Source organism: Leptospira noguchii serovar Panama str. CZ214 (genome assembly GCF_000306255.2).
GTDB classification, from domain to species: Bacteria; Spirochaetota; Leptospiria; order Leptospirales; family Leptospiraceae; genus Leptospira; species Leptospira noguchii.
Window position 1 is genome coordinate 136,110 of sequence record NZ_AKWY02000004.1, and the last position, 24,503, is coordinate 160,612.

The 24,503-nt window shown below is 39.7% G+C and carries 12 protein-coding genes; 5 read left to right on the plus strand and 7 right to left on the minus strand.

Annotation, left to right across the window (positions count from 1 at the left end; genetic code table 11):
* Window positions 1–7: 7 nt before the first annotated feature.
* Genes LEP1GSC059_RS02270 through LEP1GSC059_RS02280 form a run of 3 tightly spaced genes read right to left on the minus strand, consistent with a single transcriptional unit; the run spans window position 8 to window position 10,462 of the window.
* Window positions 8–865: an SH3 domain-containing protein gene (locus tag LEP1GSC059_RS02270; protein WP_017215315.1), complete on the minus strand. Its 858-nt coding sequence runs from the start codon at window positions 863–865 to the stop codon at window positions 8–10.
* Between the two features lie 17 nt (window positions 866–882).
* A complete protein-coding gene (locus LEP1GSC059_RS02275; protein WP_002178093.1) occupies window positions 883–1,395 on the minus strand; it encodes a hypothetical protein in 513 nt (170 codons plus the stop codon).
* 1 nt (window position 1,396) lies between these two features.
* Window positions 1,397–10,462, minus strand: coding sequence for a TIGR04388 family protein (locus LEP1GSC059_RS02280; protein ID WP_420323968.1), 9,066 nt, complete (start codon window positions 10,460–10,462; stop codon window positions 1,397–1,399).
* A gap of 64 nt (window positions 10,463–10,526) precedes the next feature.
* Between LEP1GSC059_RS02280 and LEP1GSC059_RS23370 the strand changes: the two genes are divergently transcribed.
* Window positions 10,527–10,940 carry a hypothetical protein gene (locus tag LEP1GSC059_RS23370; protein WP_155713902.1) on the plus strand — a complete coding sequence of 138 codons (414 nt, stop codon included), beginning with the start codon at window positions 10,527–10,529 and terminating at the stop codon, window positions 10,938–10,940.
* Window positions 10,941–10,999: 59 nt separating this feature from the next.
* Here LEP1GSC059_RS23370 and LEP1GSC059_RS02290 read toward each other — a convergent pair whose 3' ends face one another.
* From LEP1GSC059_RS02290 to LEP1GSC059_RS02305, 4 genes are all read right to left on the minus strand, one after another.
* The gene (locus LEP1GSC059_RS02290) at window positions 11,000–11,425 is read right to left on the minus strand and encodes a hypothetical protein (protein WP_002178953.1); all 426 of its coding nucleotides are present in this window, start codon (window positions 11,423–11,425) and stop codon (window positions 11,000–11,002) included.
* Between the two features lie 654 nt (window positions 11,426–12,079).
* Window positions 12,080–12,619 carry an Lcl C-terminal domain-containing protein gene (locus tag LEP1GSC059_RS02295; protein WP_002178921.1) on the minus strand — a complete coding sequence of 180 codons (540 nt, stop codon included), beginning with the start codon at window positions 12,617–12,619 and terminating at the stop codon, window positions 12,080–12,082.
* Window positions 12,620–12,911: 292 nt separating this feature from the next.
* Window positions 12,912–15,839 carry an Lcl domain-containing protein gene (locus tag LEP1GSC059_RS02300; RefSeq protein WP_201028157.1) on the minus strand — a complete coding sequence of 976 codons (2,928 nt, stop codon included), beginning with the start codon at window positions 15,837–15,839 and terminating at the stop codon, window positions 12,912–12,914.
* Between the two features lie 325 nt (window positions 15,840–16,164).
* Window positions 16,165–19,344, minus strand: a complete 3,180-nt coding sequence (locus LEP1GSC059_RS02305; protein ID WP_002178940.1) for an Lcl domain-containing protein — start codon at window positions 19,342–19,344, stop codon at window positions 16,165–16,167.
* A 432-nt stretch (window positions 19,345–19,776) separates the two neighbouring features.
* Here LEP1GSC059_RS02305 and LEP1GSC059_RS02310 point away from each other — a divergent pair, with 432 nt between their 5' ends.
* Genes LEP1GSC059_RS02310 through LEP1GSC059_RS02325 form a run of 4 tightly spaced genes read left to right on the plus strand, consistent with a single transcriptional unit; the run spans window position 19,777 to window position 24,502 of the window.
* On the plus strand, window positions 19,777–21,306 hold the full coding sequence (locus LEP1GSC059_RS02310; RefSeq protein ID WP_036056881.1) for a TolC family protein: 1,530 nt from the start codon (window positions 19,777–19,779) through the stop codon (window positions 21,304–21,306).
* A gap of 11 nt (window positions 21,307–21,317) precedes the next feature.
* A complete protein-coding gene (locus tag LEP1GSC059_RS02315; protein ID WP_017215311.1) occupies window positions 21,318–23,144 on the plus strand; it encodes an Ig-like domain-containing domain in 1,827 nt (608 codons plus the stop codon).
* A 23-nt stretch (window positions 23,145–23,167) separates the two neighbouring features.
* Window positions 23,168–23,860 (plus strand): lipoprotein, encoded by a 693-nt coding sequence (locus LEP1GSC059_RS02320; RefSeq protein WP_017215310.1) that lies wholly within the window; start codon window positions 23,168–23,170, stop codon window positions 23,858–23,860.
* Complete coding sequence (locus tag LEP1GSC059_RS02325; RefSeq protein WP_017215309.1) at window positions 23,861–24,502, plus strand: tetratricopeptide repeat protein; 642 nt, start codon at window positions 23,861–23,863, stop codon at window positions 24,500–24,502.
* The last annotated feature ends 1 nt before the right edge of the window (window position 24,503 follow it).

Here is a 24,503-nt window from a genome sequence, read left to right on the forward strand (position 1 = left end):
ACACCTCTCACTTCAATTCAACAAGTTTGCAATTCTTGATTTTAAACTTTTGAATAGGTTGCGTTCCCTTACCTTTTTCGTATCGAGAAGACTCAACGAGAAAACCATCTACAAAATCGTAGTTTTTGTCATCATCACGAGCATCCGTTCGGAAATAAATCGAGTGAACGTCATTCAATTGATTTGGATCCTTTTCAATCGATTTGTCAAAAAGCGCCAACCGTGTGCCATTCACAATCGAAGCAAAACAATCATTTGTATTCATCACATACACTTTGGAATGACCGCTAACGCTAAAAACCTGCTTCGGAGATTCCTTTAACAACAGATACACTTCTGTTACATCTTCCGCGTGTAAGTGTTCTTTTGCGTTTCTCTGAACTTCGATCATCCCGTCTTCCAAAGAAATTCGCACATTGAACGAAAAATTGTAAGGACTCTTTACTGTGTATTCGCCTGGAGCCACTTTCTTCATCGACTCACCGGGATACAATTTCTTGGCGAATAAAGCCATGTATTCCTTTTCAGTTAAAGGGGAATGGTCATACAACATTAAAAATTTTCCATATACCCATCCGGAAAGACCGCTTTTACTTTTGATCTTGTACCAATATGCGCTGTCGTTTTGAATATCTTCTTTGGCCTGAGAAACGGATTCGATATTTACCACTTCGCCTTTTTTGAGTAACCCGACCTTGTCAGAGGCAAGTTTTGCATCCGAGCGAACATTCACCGTGCTACCGCGAACAAATCCGTACATTCCTGTTTCGGAAGCATTCGAAGAAGCAGAAGGGGAATCCTTAGGAATCGGAGCCGTGCCTCCACAACTCAAAAAAACGAGTAAAAAAATTAAACTAAGTCTCATCTTGTGTAAGCTCAATTTCAGTTGTCGGGGCCAGGATCGGGATCTTGGTTCATCTCTTCTCTTTTGTAAGATGTGCAATCGTCTAACGTATTATTGAAGCGCTTAGTAATACTTGTATAATTACTCGTATCATCATTAGAAGGCTTATTTTCAAGTGAACTAAGCATTAGTATCATATACGGCCCTTTGCCTTTCCAAATTTCATAATCATATGTAAAAACGCTATTGCCTTGATAACTGATTTTGTGTTTCCCTTCTTCAACTTTGGACCATTTCATCAAAACGTCTTTTACTTCTTTCAAACCAACAAAGCGTGCAATCACTACGTCTGGTTTTCGAATCTCCAAACAAATGCCGCCATAGTCAAGAGACACATCACCTTTTGTAAGATCTTTCAAAATACGACTTTCATGAACACTGTAAACCCCATCCACTTCAAAAGAAACCTCTGGCTCTTTCTTCTCCGATCCGCATTCTTTGCACGAAGTCAAAAATGCTAAAATAAATAGGCTACAAATTATCTTTTTCATCTCATTTCCTTCCCTTGGGTTTGATATACGTGATCGCACGAATCTTTTTAAAAGCGTCTTCTGTTAACGGCTTTTCATGATAATCACCATTGTTGTTGTGATCCATCATCATAAACTTGCCTCTCGCATCATCCCAAGCAACAATAAAATAATGTTGTCCGCCCATATCTAGCGTTTTGTTGATTCCGCCTTTTGAATATTCCGTCTTGTCAATCCAAACCTTGAACGTCTTGATTCCCTGGTCCTTCAAAGTCTTCATCGTGTTGGAATAGTCCATCGACTGCCAAGTTCCGTCGTTCCAAGCTCCCGCTTTTTCGAACTTGTTTTTGATAGACACAGCCTCGTAACCGGCTAACAAACCGTCTCCGGTTGCTTCTATCTTTCCATAAAATACACCCGCTCCACCGGCCTGCGTCGTTGAATAGGAAAGATTTCCTTTCTTCACCTGTTCGCGATACCATACGTCAAACGGACGTTTCTCCAAATTGTTCGACTTTAACATCGCATAGTCGCTCCAAGCGTAACAAATTCCGCTCGCAACTCCTTTCGTCGGATCGATCGTATTGTTTTTGTCGCTAAACCATTTTTTGGATTCCTCAAACGTAGCCTTCCGACTTTCGAAATAAGAAACCTGAGAATTCGCTTTCTTCAACATCGCTTTCATATCAACGAGCTGATCTCTGATTGACGTTAAAGAACTCTTTTGCGTTTCCAAATCGGCCGTCTTCTGTGCCAATGTAGCCGGATCCGCATTCTTGTCTTTCTTCAACTTCGAAATCTCCGAAGACAACGAAGCAATCGATTCTGAAATTCCTTTCTCTTTTGCTTTGAGAGATGCTTGTAGATCGTTAAACATCTCCTTGTTCTTTAAGGCGGAATCCAACTCCTCTTGATAATAATACGTTCCTTTCCCGTCCTTGAACTCTTGACGCATCATTTCAATCGTGTCGTGAAGTTTTCCGGTCAACCCAGCCTTTCCTTCCTTCATCGTCGTATAGTTATTCGATTTATTCTGATTGGAACTATCGTATTCCGTTAATTCAGATATTCCGTCAAAACCTACGTATTCAGGATCTTTTCTCGTATATCGAATGTCGAAGTTCCCGTTCTCGTCATACGTCATCTCCGAATCATACTTCTTACGGAACGCATCCTTTTGATTTTCAATCAGAAGCTTAGCTTCGTTCTTCGCAGTTCGTAATCCTTGATTGATTGTTTTGTCTAAATCGCTTTGATGCGGAAAAGAGCTTTCTGTCATACCACCCGCGGCTTTTTGAAGTAGATTCGATACGATATTGCTCGCTTCACCTGCATCCTTTGATCCGTTATAAATCTTGTTTAGATTGGTAAGCAATTTTGCCCGATCATCCGCCTCAAGTTCGTTGACCAGTTTGTTCTCACGAACATAGGACTCTATCTTAAGTTTCTTCAATTCATCCAAAAGTTTAGTTCTGTCTTTTACTGGAGCATTAAACAACTTCTCTCTCAACTCGCTCGCTTTTACTTTATCCTCATTGTTAAAGTGTTTATCGGAAGCGAGATCGTTTGTAAAAGTATGTATAGCCTTCTGCATCTGCGTTAGTTCTATTTCTTTCTTTGGAAGCGGTATTTTCTCTTTTAATTTTCTTTCATTTCCGTTCGCTTCGAATACTACTACCTTTTCCTCTTTTTTACCAAAACCAAATTGATCAGTCCAACTCAGTTTTTGTTCAATATGATTGTCGTGTGTTATTCGAATCTCTTCTTTAACTCCTCGACTGTATTCACGAGTATAGCTTACTGCTCCGGTTCTTTCGTTTATTTGTTTTTTGTATGTATTGTTATTCCAAGATACTTCCCTTGTGCCTTGACCTTCCCCTCTACGAAGATTCTCTGCTACCGTATGATCCACTGTTTTGGCTTCGGGAGGAATACGAAGTGGTGGTTTTTGATCTCCTCCGCCGCCATTTTGCGTCAACTTCGTTGGTTGTAAAAATACTTCTTCGCCTCGAGTATTAAAGTATTTTGTTTTCTCTCCGCTCAACTGACCAGCCATAAACTCACCTAACTGGCCTTTCCACTTGATCTTTTGTTCTATCAAACCGTCTTTCGTTACTCGGATATATTCTTTCGTGCCTTTACCGTCATAGTCAGTAACAAAAACTGGGACTCCGTCTTTCTCGCCGCCCACTCGTTTGTAAGTTTTGTCCCCCCACTTGATTTCAGCTTTGTCGCCAAGTTTCTTGTGGTCTTTGTAAGCCTTTTCTACTTCCGCAGGAGACAAGATTTTATCTTTCTGGTCTACAATGTAGTTATGAACTACATAACCGATTCCTAATGTATCTCCACCCACTACATACGTATGATTGTCTTCTACTTCTAAGTTGTAAACTTTTGTCGGTTCTGTGTTGTAGTAGTAAATTCCTGTTACAGTTCCCCAGCTTCCGTCTGAACGAAGAACCTGATCTCTCAGTTTAAGATCTTCTACTTTCACCCACTCGCTTCGAGTGGTTAGGGACGAGGTTAGGGTTTGTGCTTTCGAGATGTTAGTCGCTAGTTGGTTAGCGGTTAGTGTTTGTAAAACGGAGTTTTCTTGATCCCTTTCACCTAACACAAGTAAGTTGTTATTCGTATCGGAAGAATCTCCACTACTAACACTAACATCTAATAAACTAACCCCTAGCAACTCGCTACTTGAGACGGCGTTAGCCGTCGAAACCTCGCCACTTTCAGAAGGCGTACGCCTTCTGAATGGGTGATTCCAAGTCGTATGAATCTCTTCTTCGCCATCCAACTCTAAGAAAAACAACTGTGGTACCTCGTGAACAAAAGTTTGAGTCACTCTCTTGTTCTCGAACAGGTTTGTATTCTCGTTCCAAGATTTAACTACATCTCCGATTTGAATTTCTTCGATATTTGTAAACTCATAGTCATTAGAATTAATCGCATTCAAATTAACTTCGGTAGAATTAATATTTCCGTATATTTTAATATTCTTGTTCTTTACTCTCGTTATTTTAGTCCCGGGCGCAAAGCAAGTGTCTAAGTGAAAAACCCCGGCTTCATCTACCATCTTACTACCGTCGTTTGCAAATCCAAAACTTTGCGCTACGTCTCCCACAAGTCCTGTTACAAACTTACCAAAGTTTGTGGTCGCACTCTTTCCATCGTTAAATCTTACTTCTATTCCACTTTTCTTTCCGGCTCGTGTTACATCGTCCTTCCATTTCTGTAAACCTTCTGGTGTCTTAGACATCGCTTCCTTATGTGCATTCCATTTGTCTAATAACTTTTCTGGGTTGGCATTCTCCATATCGAGATTACCATGTTCATCTTTCGGTAGCGCTTGGTCTATTTCCGCTTGAGTAAACAATGGCTTGTCCATCTTCGTTCCTAAACTTAGCTCTTTGTGCAAGATTTCCATCTGGCTCTTTTGATGATTGTAGGCCGCGTTCTCTGCCGCTTGACCCTGATTAAACTCATTCTGATAATTACTATTGAGTGTAAGTGGTTGGAAGCCGTGTGTATTCGTATCGTAGGTTAGAGTCCCGATCGTCGCTCCTCTCATTGCTTGGACGCTTAAACCGATCAATCCATCATTACCAAAATCTAATGTGGCCCCGCTGCCTCGCAACGCTTGCGGAATCGCTTCATTTCCATCGGTATTGTAAGATATGGACGCACTCGCATGCCCGTTCTTACTCGCGGATATTCCTAAACTTGCATTCGCCCAATCCTTTCCCCCTACCTTGTCAAAGTCGTAACTTCCGTTCGCTGTGTAGTCTCCGCTCTTAAAGTTGTAATCTAAACCAAGTCCAAGTTTGTTCGTAAAGTTCGCATTTACGTTCATTCCAAGTCCCGCGTCGGCGTTGTAACTGAAACCCAAACTTAAGTTACTCATCTTCATCGCTGCCGCAAATGCTTGCATTGCTTCTCCTAACGGTAATGATTTGGAGCCTGCTATGTTTGCACTAAATCCGCCGCCCCATCCGCCTTTTACCTCGTGTTGTCCCGTTAACAAGTTTGCATTTTGATGTTTGGTGTAGGTTACATAACCCGTTACTGGAGTTTTAATTCCCATCGTCGCTGCAGAGATCAGTCCATTCGCAAACGCGGCGATCGCTCCGTTCGTTCCGTTAATACTTCCCTCTACTCCCATACTCACTGCAGTGCTCACCGCAAGCGCTGCTATTTGACCGTAGGTTAAAGTTGCAGTTGTTCCCGCTACGGTCGTACTAACCGCCGTTGTGGTTAACCCACTCAACCAAGTTCCCGCCAATGGTCCAGTGGTCCCCGCCGAACAAGCTACCATCGCCGCCGCTGCCGCTACTTGTACTACGGTTTGTGCGTCTCTTAGACGTTGTTCTTTTGCGGCTTTTTTTGCTTCTTTCTGGTCTATATGATGTTTTAATAATAAACCTAAGTTATGCGCTGCTTCTTTGTCTCCTGGAATCAGTGTTTCTCCGATTACATCAAACAATTTGTTTCGCATTTCGTTTTCAACAAATGCTTTATTAATAATCCCTTGCCCGGTCCTTGCTTTTACGTCTTCTTGGGTAATCGTCTTATGCCATTGTTTAGTTTGATCATAAACCGAACTTTTAAATTCAGAAGACACAACGTTCTCGCCTAACATATTTCCTACGTCGGCAATCGTAGTCATCACTCCTTTAACACCTTTCGATACTAAACTCGTTAGCCCTCCGCTAAATAGTTTATTGTCTAAGAACATTAACGCCGACACCGGATTTGTCAACGCACTCAGTCCAATGGCATCGTTACGTCTTTGTAAATCTCTCTCTGCTTGTTTTCTTACCACAAAGTCAGACGCCTGCTGTGACCACATTTCTATAGTCGCCTGATCCCAGTGGTTTACTCTTCCGTATTCTTTGACACTCGCGCTGGCTAATCCTACTTGGTCCGCGTCCCAGTTCCGTATATCGTCTTTATATCCCTTTAATTTTATATCATTGATGGACGTTCTTACTTGTTGATTGATCTCTTTTTCATATCTCTCAGACGTCAGTCCTAAGTCTCCGGATAGATGGGCCATTCCATTGACTCCAGCTCCTAAATATTCACCAAACGCCCCGCCTATATTAGCAATTGCTAACTTTACTTCGCCCGCAATCGAGTTTAAAGAAAAAGCAGCTCCGTTACGTCCAAGTTCCGCTTTTGCTTCTTTCATCTCTATGTAGTCCATTGCATATTGAGACGCAAAGCTTGTAAACTCAGGGGACCAGTGTTGTTGTTCTCCTATCTTCTGAACCGCAAATCCATACATGCTCGTTTTGAAGTCTTTCCAACCGTTTAAAGCGTTCAGATCGTTTCCGTAAGAATCCAATGTGGATTTTGATAGAGCACCCACACCAGGTGCGATAACCACGTCTAAGATCGGTCCTGCAGCGTGGATGAGTGCACTTTCAAATCCTTCCAATCCCAAATCGTTAAACGCGCTATGAACCGCTTTACCGATTCCAAAATTTTTTGTTCCTAAATCATGTTTTGCTTTGGAGGCTTCCATGTGAGCCATCAATCCACCGGAGATAAAAGCCGCTACGTCCGGAGGTAAATCAAACGTATTTACAAGTGCTGTCGCCACTACGTCCTGAACCGCTTGGTTTGCTTGTTTCGTCACCCAAGAGCCGGTAGACATTCCTCCCATCAATACCGCTTGTACATAATCTACTATCAAGTTCGCAATCTTTACTTTGTTGCTTACGTCCTGTGCGGCAATACCGGCGTTCATATCGTTTAAATTCTGAGCCGTTGTCACTTCATGGAAAAGGTCCGCTGTATGTTTGTTAGATGATAAATACGTACCTACATTTTGGAATGTTGTATTGACTAAATCCCCAATCCCGTTGTCGCTACCGTCAAAAATGTCTCCTAGTCTTGACGCTCCTCTTCCTAACAAAAGTGCTTTTGGATTTGGCGGCGCAATCGTTACCACTCTATCATCTTCGTTATAACAATAGGAACTTGATTGTGTAAAATCCGCCCCACACTGAGTTGTGGTACCGTTATAAATTTTTCTGTATGCTGTAATTTTTCCGTCCGCGCTAATTGCAACACTGTCGTATTTATTTTCTATGTACTGATCACAGTTACCGTTCATTAAATTTTTTCCACAGCCATCGTCGCTTTGGATCCAATCCCCAACGGTCATCTGTTTTTCTACTCCGTCCTCATCTTTAAACGTTTGGATATTTCCGTTTTCGTCTAACACGTATGTAGTGCTAATCTCTTCCCCCGAATACTTGTCTTTGGTTTTTATCGTTTTTGTTTTCAAACCATGCGCTTCTATCAGATCCTGTTGACCGTTTTGGGTAAACTGCTTCTCATTGCGCATAGACTCTGCTACACTCTGCATGTATCCAAGTATATTGTCCATCAAGGCGTTGTTAGTCGAAGACAACAAAGTCAAATTCGAAACTCCCGTAAGCGCCCTGCTCATACTCGATCCAAAAGAACTCAACAATGAAAAATTCGGAATACCTCTATCCGCGTTTCTATCTAAGTTATTTAGAATATTAGAAAATCCATCACCATATTGCATCGAGTCCATCGAGTTGGATAGATTCGACTGTAACTGTCCTTTGTTTAAACCTGCCAAAATCTGCTGAGTCAACTGCCCATAGTTAGATTGTCCTTGACCGTTTTTCAAAGCGTTCGCAGCAGCATCAAAAGCGCTCGATGCCTGTTGTTGTAATTGGCCCATCTGTGCCAACCAACTCGACTCTTGGTTTTGAATGTCTTGTACTCCTGCGTTATACGCATTTTGTGCGCTCGTTATCGCCGTTTGCATCTGTGTCTGCCAGTTCGCATATTGCGCGTTATACGAAGCAACCTGAGCCGTCCAATTCGTAACCGAAGGCATTACGTTTGTCATCCAGTCGTGTTGAAAACTTTGTAACTGTAACACTAAATCTTGATAGGTGGTTACGTTCGCATACGCGTTGTTATTCGTTACTGTAAAAGACAATTCAATCCAAGCATAGTCTTGATAGTGTTCTATATCCGCTAAAAACGGAACACCTGCCCAAACTCCCAATTCTCTCGCAATATAACGGTTAAAGTCGTAACCCCGACTGGAAAAAGTATCGTTCGCTCCGTAAATTCCCGGATCAGGATGAAATATATCTCCAGAATGACATCCCAATGGGTCCGGACAATATTGGTTCGGTCCTCCGTTTGGATGTGGATCATTGTCCTCGTTCATAAAGGCTCTTAAATCTGCTTGATTAATTCCAGTAATCGTCATTCCAGGACCTAATCCATTCGGACCGAACAATCCCGCCAAATAGGATCCTTCTCCGGTCATGCTACTTTCATACGCGTTCATAATCCAGTTCGCTAGTTCCATCTGAGAAATCTGACCCGTAATCAACTGAATGATCTTCTTACCCAGTCCCCCAGCTCCTTCCGTAAATGTTCCGTTAAATAACTCAGAAATCGAAACTTCCGCCGTAGTTAAACTAGCGCTTCCGCTAAAATGGTTAAAACTCATTCCACCGTAAGCAGTATGATAGTTCAACGCCTGATTGTCGTAAGGTCCTGTTCCTTGACCATACGTATACGTATGGCTTCCGTTTCCATTTTGATAGTTAATTGTGCTTTGTAACGCTCCTTGAGTAGCCAATAACTCATTGTGTAAAAAGTTACTCATCATGTTAGAAGCATACATAAAACTCGCTTCCATCTCTTGAACTTGGCAAGAATGCCCAGCCTGACAAGTCACACAACGTGCATCTCCCACAGTACAACTATTTGCAAAGTAAGATCCTGTCATTGCCGCAGGATTGGTATTATCAACCACAGCATTGTAACAAGTATGTCCGGCTGCACAAGTTGTACTAGCTACAAAACTTCCACTCGTCGCATCATACAACCCCTTGATACAACTCGTTCCAGTATTCATACAATTAGAGTTGTAACTAATCATCGTGCCGGTTGTGTAATCAAAAATAGCAGGCATTACAAAACCGTCCTGCATCGCATTCACTACGTTATTAATTACGTTCTGAAACGCCCTTCCGTCCGCATTCAACCCCGTGCGGATCGTTAAGTTTTCTCTTTCTGCTCCATCACAGATATGCGTCGCCGGACAACTCGCTTGTACATAACTGCTAGTATTATTATCATATAATACGTTTGCACATACATGACCCACAGGACAATTCCCAGCGGTATAGAACTGGCTCGTTACCGAATCATATTGATACGTTACACATACGTGACTGCCCGGACAACTTCCTTGTACGTAACTGTTTGTGTCGTTGTCATACACTACATTCATCGTGTTCCAAAATAAACCGTTCGAGTTTAAAAAAGACTGATATCCTTCTAAACTAGACAAGATCTGATCTTTTACACCAGCCTGGCTTTGTTGGATCTGTGCCAAATGTGCTTGGTATTGCATTTCCGTTTGGTTGATCTGATTCATCAAGTTCTGATATTTTTCTGTCAGTCCCGCAAGCGCTTGTTGATATGTTTGTAAACCGCTTTGTAAGTTATTTTGAAAGTCATTCCACCACTGCCCCTCTAATCCTTCTAACGTCTGTTGACCGCTGTTCAAAACCGCCTGACTCAAAGATCCATTTTGGTTTAAGTTCAGTCCGTTACCGCTTACAAAAGAATCCCATTGACTCTGAAATTGTGAGGTAGAATTTTGAACAGCGCTGGAGTTCGCTCCATACTTCTGAGACAAATACTGGCTTCTCTCTTGTAAAATCTCCGCTTCTACTGTCGTTTGCCATTGGATCAATTGTTCCGACGCCTGACTTTGTAACGTGTTATATACATACGTCTGATATTCCTGAACAGAAGCGTAGTGATCACTCGTTGTGACAGAGTTCACCATCATTGTAATCTGAGCTTGCACCTGAGCTTCCCACTGCGTTTGTAAGATACTAACACCTTGAAACACAAACGAGTCCCAGTTGCCTACAGTCTGCATTCCCCCGGCTACGTTAAACGTCTGGTCCAAAGACGTTGGGTTAAATACAGGAGTGTTTAAGTTCGGAACTACTACAGGGGGCGCATACAACGGACTAAAAACCGAGAAAAGAAGACAATAAAGAGATATGACTCCCAAGCGGAGCCAAGGTTTCCTCTCACTCCCTAAATGCCGATCCATAGAGAACATTTTATTGAGCTTAAACGCGATCCATGACAAGCGAGATTTCCAACAAATAGCAAAGCCTTGCGAGCAGCCCCAAACAAAACTTGAAAATTTTTCAATATATAAGTATTTCAAAATATTCTTTACTTTTGATATTATCATTTGTATTTCTCTCGCAAAACCTAAATTTAAAATCTTAAATATAACACTCTTCAAAGCAGAGCCTTGTGAACCTTCATCTCGCCCTATCAACATAGCCTTCACCGCCCATATCCATCATAAAACAATAATACAGCAACATATCACCGCTCACAGAACAGCACCAAAAGACAACAGCGCTTCTATTACATCAAAACTTCCTAATATAACGCCTTTCATTCTTTTCTCTCGCATCCTGCATCCAAAAAATACATTCACAATCCTAAATAGAACACCATTCTAAGAAGCGGCAGGTTCGCTTTTGTATAAAACAGCATAAAAAGTCCAACCTACTCTCTTCTGTTAGCCTCTTCCTCTCTTGCAAGCCTTGAGAGCTTTTTCATCAACCACCTTCGATTCCAAATCAAAGATCGTGAACTTCTTATACAAAAGACTCTCACCCGCCTTTAGTGTCAGTACATACGTGTCGTTACCGCATTCAGTAACGTCTTCGATCTTTTCAAAGTTATCTTTCTCCGTCTCTAAAACCGGAGAATACTTTCTTACAAACGCCACTTCACCTTTTGGAAGTTTAGCTCCAAAGAAATACCTAAAACCACCAAATACATTCTTAGGTTGTTTAATAATTTGAAGTACTAAGGATTTGCTCGGATTTAGTTTTTCGTATTCAACACTTTCGTTTAGTTTTGTGCTTTGGAAAAGAAAATAGCCCAGGATACAAGCAATCGCCGCTATAATGATGTTTAAGATTAAAAGAAATATTTTCATGATCCGTTTGTGGTCCTATTTTAAATAATTTAATTCATTTGTGATTTTAAAATACCTATAAATTCACAAATTCAAAACGAAACTCAAAAACAACACCTTCGTCTACTCAAATTTTTCAAGATTTATAAAAAAAGAATACATACGGTTCCCTGATCATTTTTTCAGAAATTCATTTAGTAAAAATGACTTCCTATTTTTAAATAACACAAGTTCAGTTTTAAACAAACCCTTTACAAACCTTAAACTCAAAGTTACTGCTTCAACAGAACCCAATCAATAAATGGATCGATCGATCGCACCGATTTCATCGTTCTATTTTGTTAAGACAATGTATTATTATATACTAAAAAACTACTTCAATCGACTGTTTCCATGAAACGGAAACTAATGGAGAATTAATTTTTCAAAAACTCTAATATGTCATTTGTTTCACACCTTCATTTATTTCTTTATTAGGAGATTTAAACGGCATTACAAAAATAACTGAAACCGAACATTAAACGTCTTTTTTCGAATATACTATTTTTATAATTTTCTTCTTAAATCCCTAAATGTATACGTCAGAGTAAAATCTATATTTTTAAAATAAGCCAAATCGTTTAAATATTTAACTAAAAACGCTATATTCCTTTTTATCTTGTATAATCGAATTGCTTACGGTCCGGCAACACAACGCACGTAATAACCCCAGTCCTTGGTAGAGGTCATGTATGCACTACCATACAAAAAGTTCACGGTCCAAGCGTTCGCAAGATTCCAACTAGCCGTAGTGGAAGCCCAGTAATAATCCCCTCCCGCAATTAACACGCTTGTATCCATTGCCGGATTTAATTGCGATCGATCCACAATACTTTTTAACTCGTTGATATTCGGCAGTCTCCACGTTTTACCAGCTGGCAAAACAGGCGGTTTTTTTGACAAATCTCCATTACAATATCTTAATGCGTCTCCCCAATGATGTTGGTCTGCATTGCCGGACAAATTTCCGCTCGACATTCCGCAAGTTGATCTCCCAGAACCGTTATGCGAACCCAATCCCGCAGCACAAATCTGCCAAATCAGCCCCGTTCTTTTATCCAAAACGGTTCCGTCCAACTTATCTTCAAACCTAGTCGGAGGAGCGTCTGCCTGAATTTGTACGGTCAATATCAATAAAAAACAAAACGTGGAAACACATAACTTTCTAATTTTCATTTTCATTTCTCCCATTTAAAGACCAGAGAACAAACGATAAAGGACACGACACAAAAGAACTCATTCATGTTAGCCCCCTACAAAAGACGGAGAGTCCATTGTCATATATTAATTTTTTAGAATACATCTCACAACCACCTCATCGCTTCCATCATTCAAATAACATTCCAAATTCATAATGTATTTATTTTCATAAAATAACCAAAAACATATTACATATTACTTATTAAATATATAAATAATACTATATTCCAATTTACGTCTTTAAAACAATCTCAAGCCCACAGCACGTTCACGGTGCACTCGGAATACTTCCAGACACACAACGAACCCGTTTCCCATTTCCTAACGGTGCAAAATATACGTTTTGTTTGCAAAAATCCACATACCAGGTATTGCTCAGGTTCGAAGTAAAAAACGAAGAACTCCAATAATCCAACTCAACGCCTACGCCAGAACATCCCCACGAAAATGGAATGGAATGTGATCCTTGGTATGCCAATACAGTTTCTAATTCTTCTGCGGAAGGAAGTCTCCAATCCGTTCTGTTTGCATAACCTCTTGTTCCTCCAGCAACTGGGATCGAATTTAAATTAGAACAATATTGTAATGCGTCGTAAAAATTATAATACCCCCCCGGACTATTGTTATGCCAAACCAGAGTCGTTTTATCATCTTTGGTAGCGGTTTCAGTCGGATAACTCGAGTTAGTCGCATTAGAAACACCCACGGATAAACCGAGCTGAAAGAAACCGTCCTGTCCTTGTTTCGGATCTCCCAAAATACTGCCCGTGTTACCCAAACAATTCGCCCAATCTGCCGCACCGGCCAAAGAAAAACAATAAGTCTGTCCAGTCTTAAACACCAAACCTTTATACGTTACAGGCACGGTAGAAAAGTAAGAACCGGTCATAAATACACCCGCGACTTGTCCCGACACGTCGTTACTCTGTGCTGAATTATCCGAAACGTCTTTTACTGAATTTTTATCGAGTTGCCAACGCAAATAAGCGTTTTCCGGAAAACGAACCCAAGGTAAAGTAACAGTCAATACGTTATGCGCTTCTCCAGCACCAGAGTTCCAAGCATAATTCGGTTTATACGAAGTATTAAAAGGAAATGTAACCCAAGAACTACCGTTAAAGTATTGAAGAGTAAATACAGGTGTAGTGTTCTTCATTGGCTCACTAAAAGTGATAACTATCTTACCCGGATCCGGTTTTATGTTATGACCGTTAATAGAAGGGGTAACACTTACAACTTGCGGATCCTGAGAATCCTTCCAAATGTTCACCTCTCTGCTTGCATATTGAGGTCCATAACTAGCCGCTGCATTGGCTACACAGATCAAAAGTTTACTTTGACCCAAAGAGAAATTCAGGTTATCCACTTGAGAAACAATAGCAATCGGGTTTGTGGCGCCTAAACTTCCACTCACATTCAAATTAGAACCGAACAAAGTAACTCCGTTATTACAACTGCAATCTCCTTCCGTCGAATAAAGAGTTCCAGCGGCATTCTTATACTTGCCAGTAGGGCAATTATCAACCGCAGGATTAGGACACGCCGTGCACGCATTCTCTGATTTTTTCTTTAGAAAATAACTTACCTTATTACCGCTTACTTCCCAAGAAATCTGAGGAGAAATCACATTATCTATCATCACATAACCGGAGTAAGGTGCCGGAATTGTGCTTAGAACGTTAATCGTAGGTAAAGTGGTATTAATAGAATAAGTAGATGATTGAATCGCACTCAGATTCCCAGCCTTGTCCCTTGCTAAAAACCGATACGTGCGATTCAAGATTCCGTTTGATAAAAGGATCGGACCAGAATACGTAGAGCCAGTAAGCACCGCGCCTGTACTTCCCGAAACTGTTGGATTGGTTCCATCGATAGTATAAGCAACCACACTACAAGCAATACCGCTATTATCAATACACTGTAGTGCAAGGTTTTGTTCCTTACCATAATTTCCAGCAGCTGGGTTAGCAGCCACTGTCGGAGGAGTATCGTCTCTAACAACAGTTAAACTAGCCTGGCCTGTAAAACCAGCAGTCACACATACATACAACGGATTCGTACCAACACTCAAAGAACCTGCGTTGATTATAAACGTATTAGGAACGTTAGCCGAAACATTACCCGAACTCAAGATAGCACCGTCGTTACAACCGGTTCCATTGGCACGGATCATAAAAGTACCGTTCTGATTACTTTTCCAGACAAAAGATTGAGAGTTTACAGCGCCGCTTACATTACTTACATAAAAACTTCCAGTTACACTTTCCAATGTAACATTCGGAAGATTATGGTTTACTTCGTAGGTGGTAGAAAGTACATTTTCTAAATTTCCCGCTAAATCCCTACATCTATACTGAACCGTATAAATTCCTTCCCCAAAAGAACCGACCGTAAAACTAGCTGTAGTCGGATTTTTAACATAACCTATCAAAGGAGAAAAAGAAGGAACCCTACCATCTGTAGAATAAACTAAATTCCCTGGAGCTAAATTATCCGCACAAGTTACAGTGACATTCTGAGCCCCTCCATAAATACCCGAAGCCGGAAAGATAGAAGAAATTGGAGGATTTAAATCATTTGCAAGTAAGGCCAATATCGGGTTATCTACCACACCATCTCCGTTTTCATCATAACCTAACCCCGGATAAACGAAAACTTGATTTCCAGTACAATTCGGACCGGTTTTTAATATCACCGCGCCACCTTCTAAAGCACAAAGATAATAATCCAACAATCCGTCGCCGTTTACGTCCACACCAATCGGTTGTCCTTGTGCATTGTTTACAAAAATGATTTGAGGAACTCCACTTCCATTTAAAGAAATTCCGGAAGTACTTCCGTTACCGCTAGGATCCACTACAATTCCAATAGCAGAAGAACCGTGCCCCCCATTTAAATCCACAGACTCTCCAGTGGAAAACGAAAGCGCCAATTGAGAAGCGATCGCATTCACAGCGTTAGACGAACTATCACTTGCAGAAGGGCCCAAAAGAGTCAAAAGAGCATTGTAAAGCGCTCCACCTGTAGCATTAGATTTAGGATTACAGGCGGTTATCAATAATAACAAAAAGAGTATAGTAAATACTTTGGATAGAAAACCGAGGACAGACGAACTTCGTTTATCTCGTTCCAGACAGAGGACAGAAAGTATATTCCTTTGCATCACGTTTTTATAATACATATCAAAACTCCCCACTTTCATCTTTCAATATCCTTTTCAAAAATTGCATTCAAATTCATGATGTATTTAAAAATCATCGCCTTTTACTCAAAAGAACCGAAAACAAAAGCTCATTTCCATACATCAAGCTTTCATAATACATCTTAAATTTTCCCTTATTCGGAAAACCTAAAACCAGATTCATAAACTCTTTTCCAACAAAACATAGTATTAACATAATACAATCCTCACCGTTTCGCCCGAAAAACCCTGTTGCTCACTGTCTTCAATCCCAACGCCAAAGTTAAACTCAAATTTATCCTACAAATCACTTCGTTAGATGTTAGGTGGTATCTCTGAATCATGGCCCGTTTGCCACACAACGTATATAAGCAGTACTCGATTTTCCTGTAAAAGGACTCAACCCGCCTGTAGTAAAGTAAACGATCCAAGCGTTGCTAGGGGATGGAGCATACGAAGACGAAGACCAATAACCCGCGTTTTTAGTATTTGGAAAAAGAACTGGATCAATAGTCACAATAGAACTCGCAGAAGACATATCCACGATACTATTCAATTCTTTAATATTCGGAAGCCTCCAAGACCTACCGGCCAAGTTTAAAGAACTACAATAATTAATCGCCACGGACCAGGTAGGTTTAGTCGCAGTTCCCGTATTGCAAGTGTTACCCGAAAGACCCGCACTACATTTCTGCCAAACCAAGTTAGACGTGTTGTCCAAAATTGTTTCATTACCTAAATCGGTAAATGTTTGAGATTGAGTCCCCGCACCAGAAACGCAGCGTATATTGTTTGTATTGGAACGTACGTAAACATCAGAAGCACCGTAGTTAAAGTTCACTCCCCAAGCATAAAAAGGATTCGATTTTCTTAATGTAGAAGACCAAAAATAATTGGCAATAGGATCCGGAAAACCCTGGCTTGGAAAAGTAGCGTTACCAGAACTATAACCGAAAACAGACAGTGTATCTAGTTCCCTTTGTGTAGGAAGTCTCCAATTTGTAATTCCCGCAAAACCTGCTCCCGCATTGCACTCGTTCAAATAAGAACAACCGTTGACACTCGATGGATAAACCTGATTACTATTGTCTTGAAAACTATAAAAAGGCCAAGATTGTAAACGGACCGGTTGATTTGACGAGTCCTTAGGAGAACAATTAGCAGATGGAGTGACAATATCTACACAAGAAGTGACTCCACTATTCAAAGCAGAAATTTTACCTTCCGAACAAGTTTTCCATTTTAAACCGGAAGTGTTATCTTCTGTAACTGCGTCATTCGCAAATCCAGAATAATATCGAACTGTATAACTTCTGGTCATTCCATATTGGTTCTGGCCGTCTTGGTTACTTCCAGCACAAGGAACTAAATTACCAGAAGTATCCCAACAACTAGTCTGATCTGTTTTAAAAGGTTTAAAGAACTCTTGTCTCTGAGCTGTAAAAAATGTTCCTTGAACGTCATTCAAAGGAGTATTGCCAGCGACATCTTGAAGAACATCTTTTGAAAGAGTCCACGTAATCTTTGCATTTTCTGGAAAACGCATCCAAGACAAATCAATCTGAAGAGTAGTCGCGTTAATCCACGCGTAAGTAGCAGTAAAATCAATACAATCCCAACTAACACCATCAAAGACAGAAATGGTCAAAGGAGGATTTGTAGGAAGAGGATAACAAACGTTTTTAATTTTAGAACCAGAAGAAATTCCACCAAACGAAGTATTCATGTTCTTACTAAAAACAATTTGGATTCTACCCGGACTTGGAGTGACAAACACTGGAGTCGCAATATTAAAGTCTGCTGGATTAGTAGAACTAACGGTGGGTCTAGTGTTATCTTTTGTAATTGTAAAAGCAGTATTTCCATAAAGAGGATCTAATGCAGCATTCGCAACACAGATCAAAATAGAATTGGCTCCGGAAACAAAGTTAGAATTTAAAATTGTACTCGTAACTGGCACACCCGCGGTAACGTTACCTGCTACATTTGTACCCGAAAGAATCGTTCCAAAATCACAGTTCGCGCCAGAACGAATCGTAAAAACGCCATTACGATCACTCACCCAAGTGACCGACTGATCACTGGTCGCATTCACAACACGACTAACAGGAGTAAAACTATTTGTAGTTACAGTAGCAACTTGAGTCGTAATAAAATAAGCGGCAGACTGAATAGGAGATAAATTCCCCGCAAGATCTGTTCCTATAAATTTTAAAGTGACTGCAGAGTTTACTGGAATGGAAATCGGATTCTGAAATTCAATTCCGTTGAGAATGATACCACTACTTGTATTGATGTTAGGATTCGAGCCGTCTAGAGTATAAGCAATTTTTCCACAACCTAAAGGATTATTATCCAAACAGGAAAAACTGACAGATTGGGCCTTACCATAATTTCCACCCCCAGGATTAGGAATGATAGAAGGTTGAGATTCGTCTCGAACGATCGCTAACGTTTGATAACCCGTAAGAGCCGCCCTCGCGCATACAAAAATCGTATTGGGTCCTATGTTGAAACTAGTAGCAGAAATACTAAATGAATTTATAATATTCGCGGTAACATTGCCTGACTGAAGAATCGTTCCACTTTGACAATTGCTAGCATTTAAACGAATAGAATAAACACCCGAATAGTTAGAAGACCAATTGAATGAAGCAGTACCAGTTGCACCCGCTAAAGAGCTAACTCCGGAAGAATTTAAATTTGAAATCGTGACCGTAGGAACATTATGATTGAATTCGTACGAATCCGTATGAACACTTTCTACATTGCCTGCCAAATCTCTACAACGGTATTTAACCGTATAAATACCGTCACTACTACCTAAAGTAAATTTTTTAAGTTTCGGGTTGGAAATACTACCTTGAATTGGCTCAAAAGAAGGAGTAGAAGAGTCAATCGTATAAACGATGTTACCCGGCGCAACCGAGTCATTGCAAGCAATCGTCAATTCAGTGGAAGAGCCATAAATTCCAGGGCTCGGGCTAATTGCAGAGTTCGGCGGATTAGAATCGCTAGCAATTTGAGAAAGTATCGGGTTGTCTGCAACACCGTCTCCATTTGTATCGTATCCTTGTCCAACAATTACGGTTACCGTATTCCCAGTACAACGAGAACCAGTAGTTAAATAATATTCTTTAGTACTTTTATAACAAATATAATAATCCGCAACACCGTTCCCATCTGTGTCTATGGCAAAAGGAATTCCTTTTTCATCAAATAAAAAGATAATATCTGCAACTCCGTTATTTCTAGTTGAAATACCAAGTGTGGAATCATCACCAGTCGCAGAAACTACTGTCCCAGTATCGCCTCCATTCAAACCGTTCAAATGGGACATATCGCCAATTGTAAAGGGATTTGAGGAAGGGTAAAAAATTCCGTTTATATAAGAACCTTGGCTGGCTAGACCTAAATAAGAGAGAAAAGAATAATCAGTACTCTGCGGTTTACAAAAGAACGAAAAGCAGAAAATAAGCAAAAGAAACTGAAACAAAACTAAATAACGTTTCAAAATCATCTTTAGTCCCCTTTCCAAATGACAAAATAAGAAGTTCTAAAAACTCAAATGCCGACCCCGGCTAACAATTGTTAAACGACTAAAAGACCTAGGTATGCTGTATTTAAACAACCAAACCTGCCCTAAGCCAAAACGAATTACGTTTAGAACAAACTTTTTTGTTAATTACATCCCAAAGTACGCCGCTTTAGGTGATAGGAAAGACTTCTGAGATAAATTGCAAATAAAAAAATCACACTATTCAAAAAAAATGCTGGAATATGTGTTGCCTCAGTATAGATAAGTCAATTAGGAGATAAAAACAAGGAAAAATTATCACATTTCATTTGTAATGTAAAAAACAGAAAGTTTTTGTAAAAATTTCGAATTTTGCAAAGAAACGGGAAAACCGAAATAAAGGTTTAAAAGAAAAAGCGGAATCGACTTAAAGAGATGAAAAGAAAATATCACACCTTAATCCTAAGCTTAGCACTCTTAATGCCTTTTTTTTCATCGAAGGTCCGATCCGAATCCGTAAAACAACCTCCTATAAAAATAACCTTGGATCAAGCTGTACTCATCGGTTCCAGTAATAGTGTGGTTCTCAAAGTGTTAGAAGCCAAAAAAGAGGTAAGTAAAATGTTAATAACCGAAAAATGGAGAGAGTTTCTTCCTAAATTTGGAATTCAATACTATGGCCTCAGAAATCAAAATGTAAATTCAGCTGATAATATATACAACGACATTCGATTAACGGTTCAACAGTTGATTTTTGATGGTGGAGAAGCAAATCTCAATTTGGAAATTGCAAAGTTATCCGAGCTACTCAACGAACAAGACTTTAAAATCAATCTTTCCAGACTTCGTTTAGACATTCAAAAAGCGTATTTCAGAGCATTAGCATTAAAAGGAAAAGTTTTTATTCAAAAAAAAGCTCAAGAAAAAGCTCAGGAAGCGCTTCGAAAAGGACAAGTGGAATTAAGACAGGGATTTATCACGAAAGTTCAATTAATGGATTTAGAAAGTAAATTAAAACAAACCGAGTTTAACGTGCAAAAATCTAAAAACGACAGCGATCAAGCCTTGTTAGACTTAAAACAAGTCATGAACTTAGATTATTATGCAGAAATCGAGCTAAACGAAAGCATATTCTTCGACTTTATCATCAATGCACCGCCTAACACACATAATTTGGATGATTTAATTTTTAAAGCAAAAAACGGCCGGGAAGATTTGAAAAAAATGCAAATCATCGTTAAAAAGTTAAAAAACGAAAAAGAAATATTAGATAACCAGTATATGCCCAAATTTTACGTAGGTGCCTACGCCGGAAGAAACGGAAATAACAACCAATTTACACACGATAGTTACGGAGTAAATTTCAATCTTGTAATGCCTTTAGGTAGTAGTGTGGTTCAATCCAATGGAAACACTGGGGTTCAAAAAGACGGAAACGGGATTCAAACCTATCCCGGATTTGGAAATCAAACTGTGGGACCCGGAACAAACAGTTATAACTCTACTTCCGTTCGATTATTCGACAATTTAAGTCAATCTAGAAAAGCGATGGAAGGCGAGATACAACTCGCTGAAGCATTATTAAATTATCGTAATATGGAAAACCAAGTTGGATTCGAAATTAAAAAAAGTGTAGATAAGCTCAATCAATCCTGGGAACTCATCAACATCGCCAATTCAAGAATTAACCTTCAAGTAGAATCAGGAAGAGCAATGGCCGCAAAGGTAGCATATGGCCATGCAAAAAAAGAGGATCAGATCAATTCCGAATTAGAAATGATCAAATCCCAAGAAGATCTTACAGACGCATTAACTTCCTACGCGATCAACTGTTATGAGTACGCTCAAGTTACAACGGACGAGGGTGGCCTAAGAAAATTAATCCAATACTCCAAAGGTTCGGGAAACTCGATATTATCCAATCTCATTAAAAATCAAGAAACGGGATCTAAACCCAAAAAATAGGATTAGAAAAAATGACTTACACGTTTAAAAACCATAAGAGAATTTCCATCATCCAATTTTGTATTCAGATTTCGTTTTTCATCTTCGTTGTTCTGAATTTAAACTGTCAAGATACGGGAGAAAAACTTTTAGGACTGGGAGCTTTATGGGGAGATCCACCTCCAGAAGTTATCTTTAGTAGTCCTGTTTCAGGCACTGATAGCCTTCCATCTACACAGAAATTTGACGTTGGGTTTAGTAGAGAAATGAACATGCAAAGTTGTAGGATTGCATTCAGTATGTCTCCGCAAACCACTGGCTTTTTTACGGAACTAAATGGAACCGTTCTTACATTTGCACCATCTACGCCTTTAAATCCAGGAAGTTATACTTATACAGTAACTAAAAACTGTGAAGATAAGGCCGGTTTAGATCTCAAAGATCCTTTCAGTGCTTCTATTACCATTGGGAGCGCTGGTGCAGCAGGACTATCGCCGTCCATAACTGGGATGTTTGTTTATGCTGGAAATGCACCTGTCTGTAATGCTGGAACTGCTACAATGACCGATTTTTTTGCAAGTAACGTGACTACTGCCTGTATGGGAAACCCATTAGTAAATCAAATTATTGTAAACTTCTCTAGACCGATGAATACTACTGCAACATTAAATGCTCTTTCGATCAGCCCAACAGCATCCGCAAACTACGTCTGGAACTCTCCCAATACTTTAACGATCCAACCAGATTTTGCTTTTAATTCTAACCAAAGATATATAGTCAATTTTGGAACGGGCGCAAAAGATCAAAATGGAATTGCTCTTAGCGGAAATACAGTAGGTACATTTTTTGTAGGCACTGCAAACGCAGGTCCAAATATAAACACAATCACAGTTCCAACGGGCAGTTTAGCAGGATGCCAAGCTGGAATCGGTGTTCCTACGGACATCATAGCAACAACTGTAAACAACGGTTGTTTAGGAAATCCTAATGCACAATCTGTCGTATTTAATTTTAACACTCCTATGAACACTGCAGTTACACAAGCCGCGATCAGCATCTCACCTCCGATTAGCGGAACTTTTGTTTGGTCCACCGGAAATCAAACCTTGACATTTAATACGGATTCAAAATTGGAATACGGAACCAGATATACCGTCTCGATTGGGACATCCGCCCAAGCCGCCAACCAAACATATTTTACCACACCCGTATCGGCCAGTTTTATCGCAGGTGGAAATAATCCGAATCCAATTGTACAAGCAATTGGTCTTGTAAGTCAAGTGGGAGCACCTGGTTGTGCTCCTTCGTTTCCTGCGGTCGGAAGTGCTACTGGTGGAAACTGGACAGCTGCGTCTTGTTGGTGGGACAACAGTTTACCCGTTTTACAACCTAGCAGTTATCGTTTCGAAGGTGGAGACGAAGGAAACAATAACGCCGCTTCGTGTAACAACAAAACAACGGACGACTTCCGACTTGTATTTAACAATTATATGAACTTAGGAAGTACTATAGGATCAGTTTCTTTATCCAGAGAGTCTGGAGCTTCTACAGTAATTCGTTTATCTAGTTGGAGTTGGAGTGACTGCCAGGCTGTTTATCCTTTTGGATGTAGGGTATTAGATCTTAGATTTTCTGAAATGGAATCTAGTTGTGGAGGGGTAAACGAATTCGGAAGTTCCGCAGATTTTAATCTTACAAACGCAAAATTTGACTTTAGCGCCAATAATGGAGCCATTCCTTATCCGGCAATTCCTACATCGCCAAACTATCCAGTTTATACAATCCAAGTAAGTGGTGCGGCAACGGATATATTAGGAAGACCTTTAGCACCGTTCAGCTTTTCGGCAGTAAGTCAGTAATAAAACAAAACGGAGAAACTTCAATGAATCAAAAAATATATAAAATTATAATATTATTTTTTACAAATATTCTATTAAGCGGTTGCTTGATCTTTGGCAATAAGACTGCCAGAGCCGCAGAAAAAGCAACAACGGTAAAAGCCAACTATCAAATCGGTTATATAGAAAACCGAGATTTTCGTTTTGATCCATTTCGTATTAAAAATTTCATAAGTTTATTAAAATTTGAAATTATTAAGAACGGGAACGGTCTTGTAGAAGAAGAATCCGAAACCTCTAAAACAAATCCACCGACTTCTGTTACTACAAATAATCCGATGTTGCAAAATCCGGAAGCCACAACGACACCTCCCCCGGTTGTTCCTACTACAACTGCACCGGAAACTCCCAAACCAGCGGCGGCGGCCTCAACCGAATCCAATCCGCCTAAGGATTCCAAACGAATTTTTATGGAGAATGAAATCAAGAATTTATCTTCTAAAGTAAATTTCGATTATTATCTACAAGGTTCTTTTGGAATGTCGGATAACGGAAGTATTTTAGATCGAAACTTTACAACTCTGATTTTTCTAGACGTTCACGATAAAACAGGAAAGTTAGTAAAATCCGTTTCTTATACTCAGGATTCAAAAAATTTCTCTGACGCAGACGATTTAAAACAGGCAAGTATCAGCCTAGTAGATAAAATTATAAAAAAATCCGAAGACAAAAAATAGGTGAATAAATTGAATTCTAAAAGTTTAATATTAAAAACTAGGTTTTCATTTTTTCTTTTACTAACTATGCTCTGTTTATTCTTTTCAGATTGTGGGCCTTCCGAAAAAGAAATGGAAGTAATGTATCAAAAGGGAATTTCTCTTTTTATAGCCAACAAACGAGACGAAGCTCTCAAGGTTTTTAAAGAGTTATATAAAGAAAATAAAGATTACAAAGACGTAAAGTTTATGTTAGGTAAACTTCTGTATTATAATCGTAAGTTTCAGGACGCGGAAAAAATTTTTCAAGAAATCTCAGATAAAGACGATACCGATTACAACGCGTTAGGTTGGTTAATCAAAACTCAATTTGCCGAAACCCCTCTAAAAAATGACTTAACCGATAATCTTGAAAAATACTTATCTAAGAATTCTGAAAATATAGAAATTCTATTTATAAGTGCCAAACTTTTAGAAGAAACCGGGAAATCGGATCAGGCAATTATAGCTTATCAAAAGATTATTTCTCAAACTCAGTTGATCGCGTTCTCTCATGCCCAATTGAAAAACATATATTCAATTGCTAAATTAGATAAAAAAGCCGCTTACCATCATCAAAAATTTTTAGATCTTACGGGACAAACGGACGTTTCGGAAAAATAAA

Bases quoted from the DNA above. Each gene is read 5' to 3' on its own strand.
- LEP1GSC059_RS02295 (WP_002178921.1), bottom strand. From the start codon at position 12,619: ATGAAAATTAGAAAGTTATGTGTTTCCACGTTTTGTTTTTTATTGATA.
- LEP1GSC059_RS02310 (WP_036056881.1), top strand. From the start codon at position 19,777: ATGAAAAGAAAATATCACACCTTAATCCTAAGCTTAGCACTCTTAATG.
- LEP1GSC059_RS02315 (WP_017215311.1), top strand. From the start codon at position 21,318: ATGACTTACACGTTTAAAAACCATAAGAGAATTTCCATCATCCAATTT.
- LEP1GSC059_RS02320 (WP_017215310.1), top strand. From the start codon at position 23,168: ATGAATCAAAAAATATATAAAATTATAATATTATTTTTTACAAATATT.
- LEP1GSC059_RS02290 (WP_002178953.1), bottom strand. From the start codon at position 11,425: ATGAAAATATTTCTTTTAATCTTAAACATCATTATAGCGGCGATTGCT.
- LEP1GSC059_RS02305 (WP_002178940.1), bottom strand. From the start codon at position 19,344: ATGATTTTGAAACGTTATTTAGTTTTGTTTCAGTTTCTTTTGCTTATT.
- LEP1GSC059_RS02275 (WP_002178093.1), bottom strand. From the start codon at position 1,395: ATGAAAAAGATAATTTGTAGCCTATTTATTTTAGCATTTTTGACTTCG.
- LEP1GSC059_RS02270 (WP_017215315.1), bottom strand. From the start codon at position 865: ATGAGACTTAGTTTAATTTTTTTACTCGTTTTTTTGAGTTGTGGAGGC.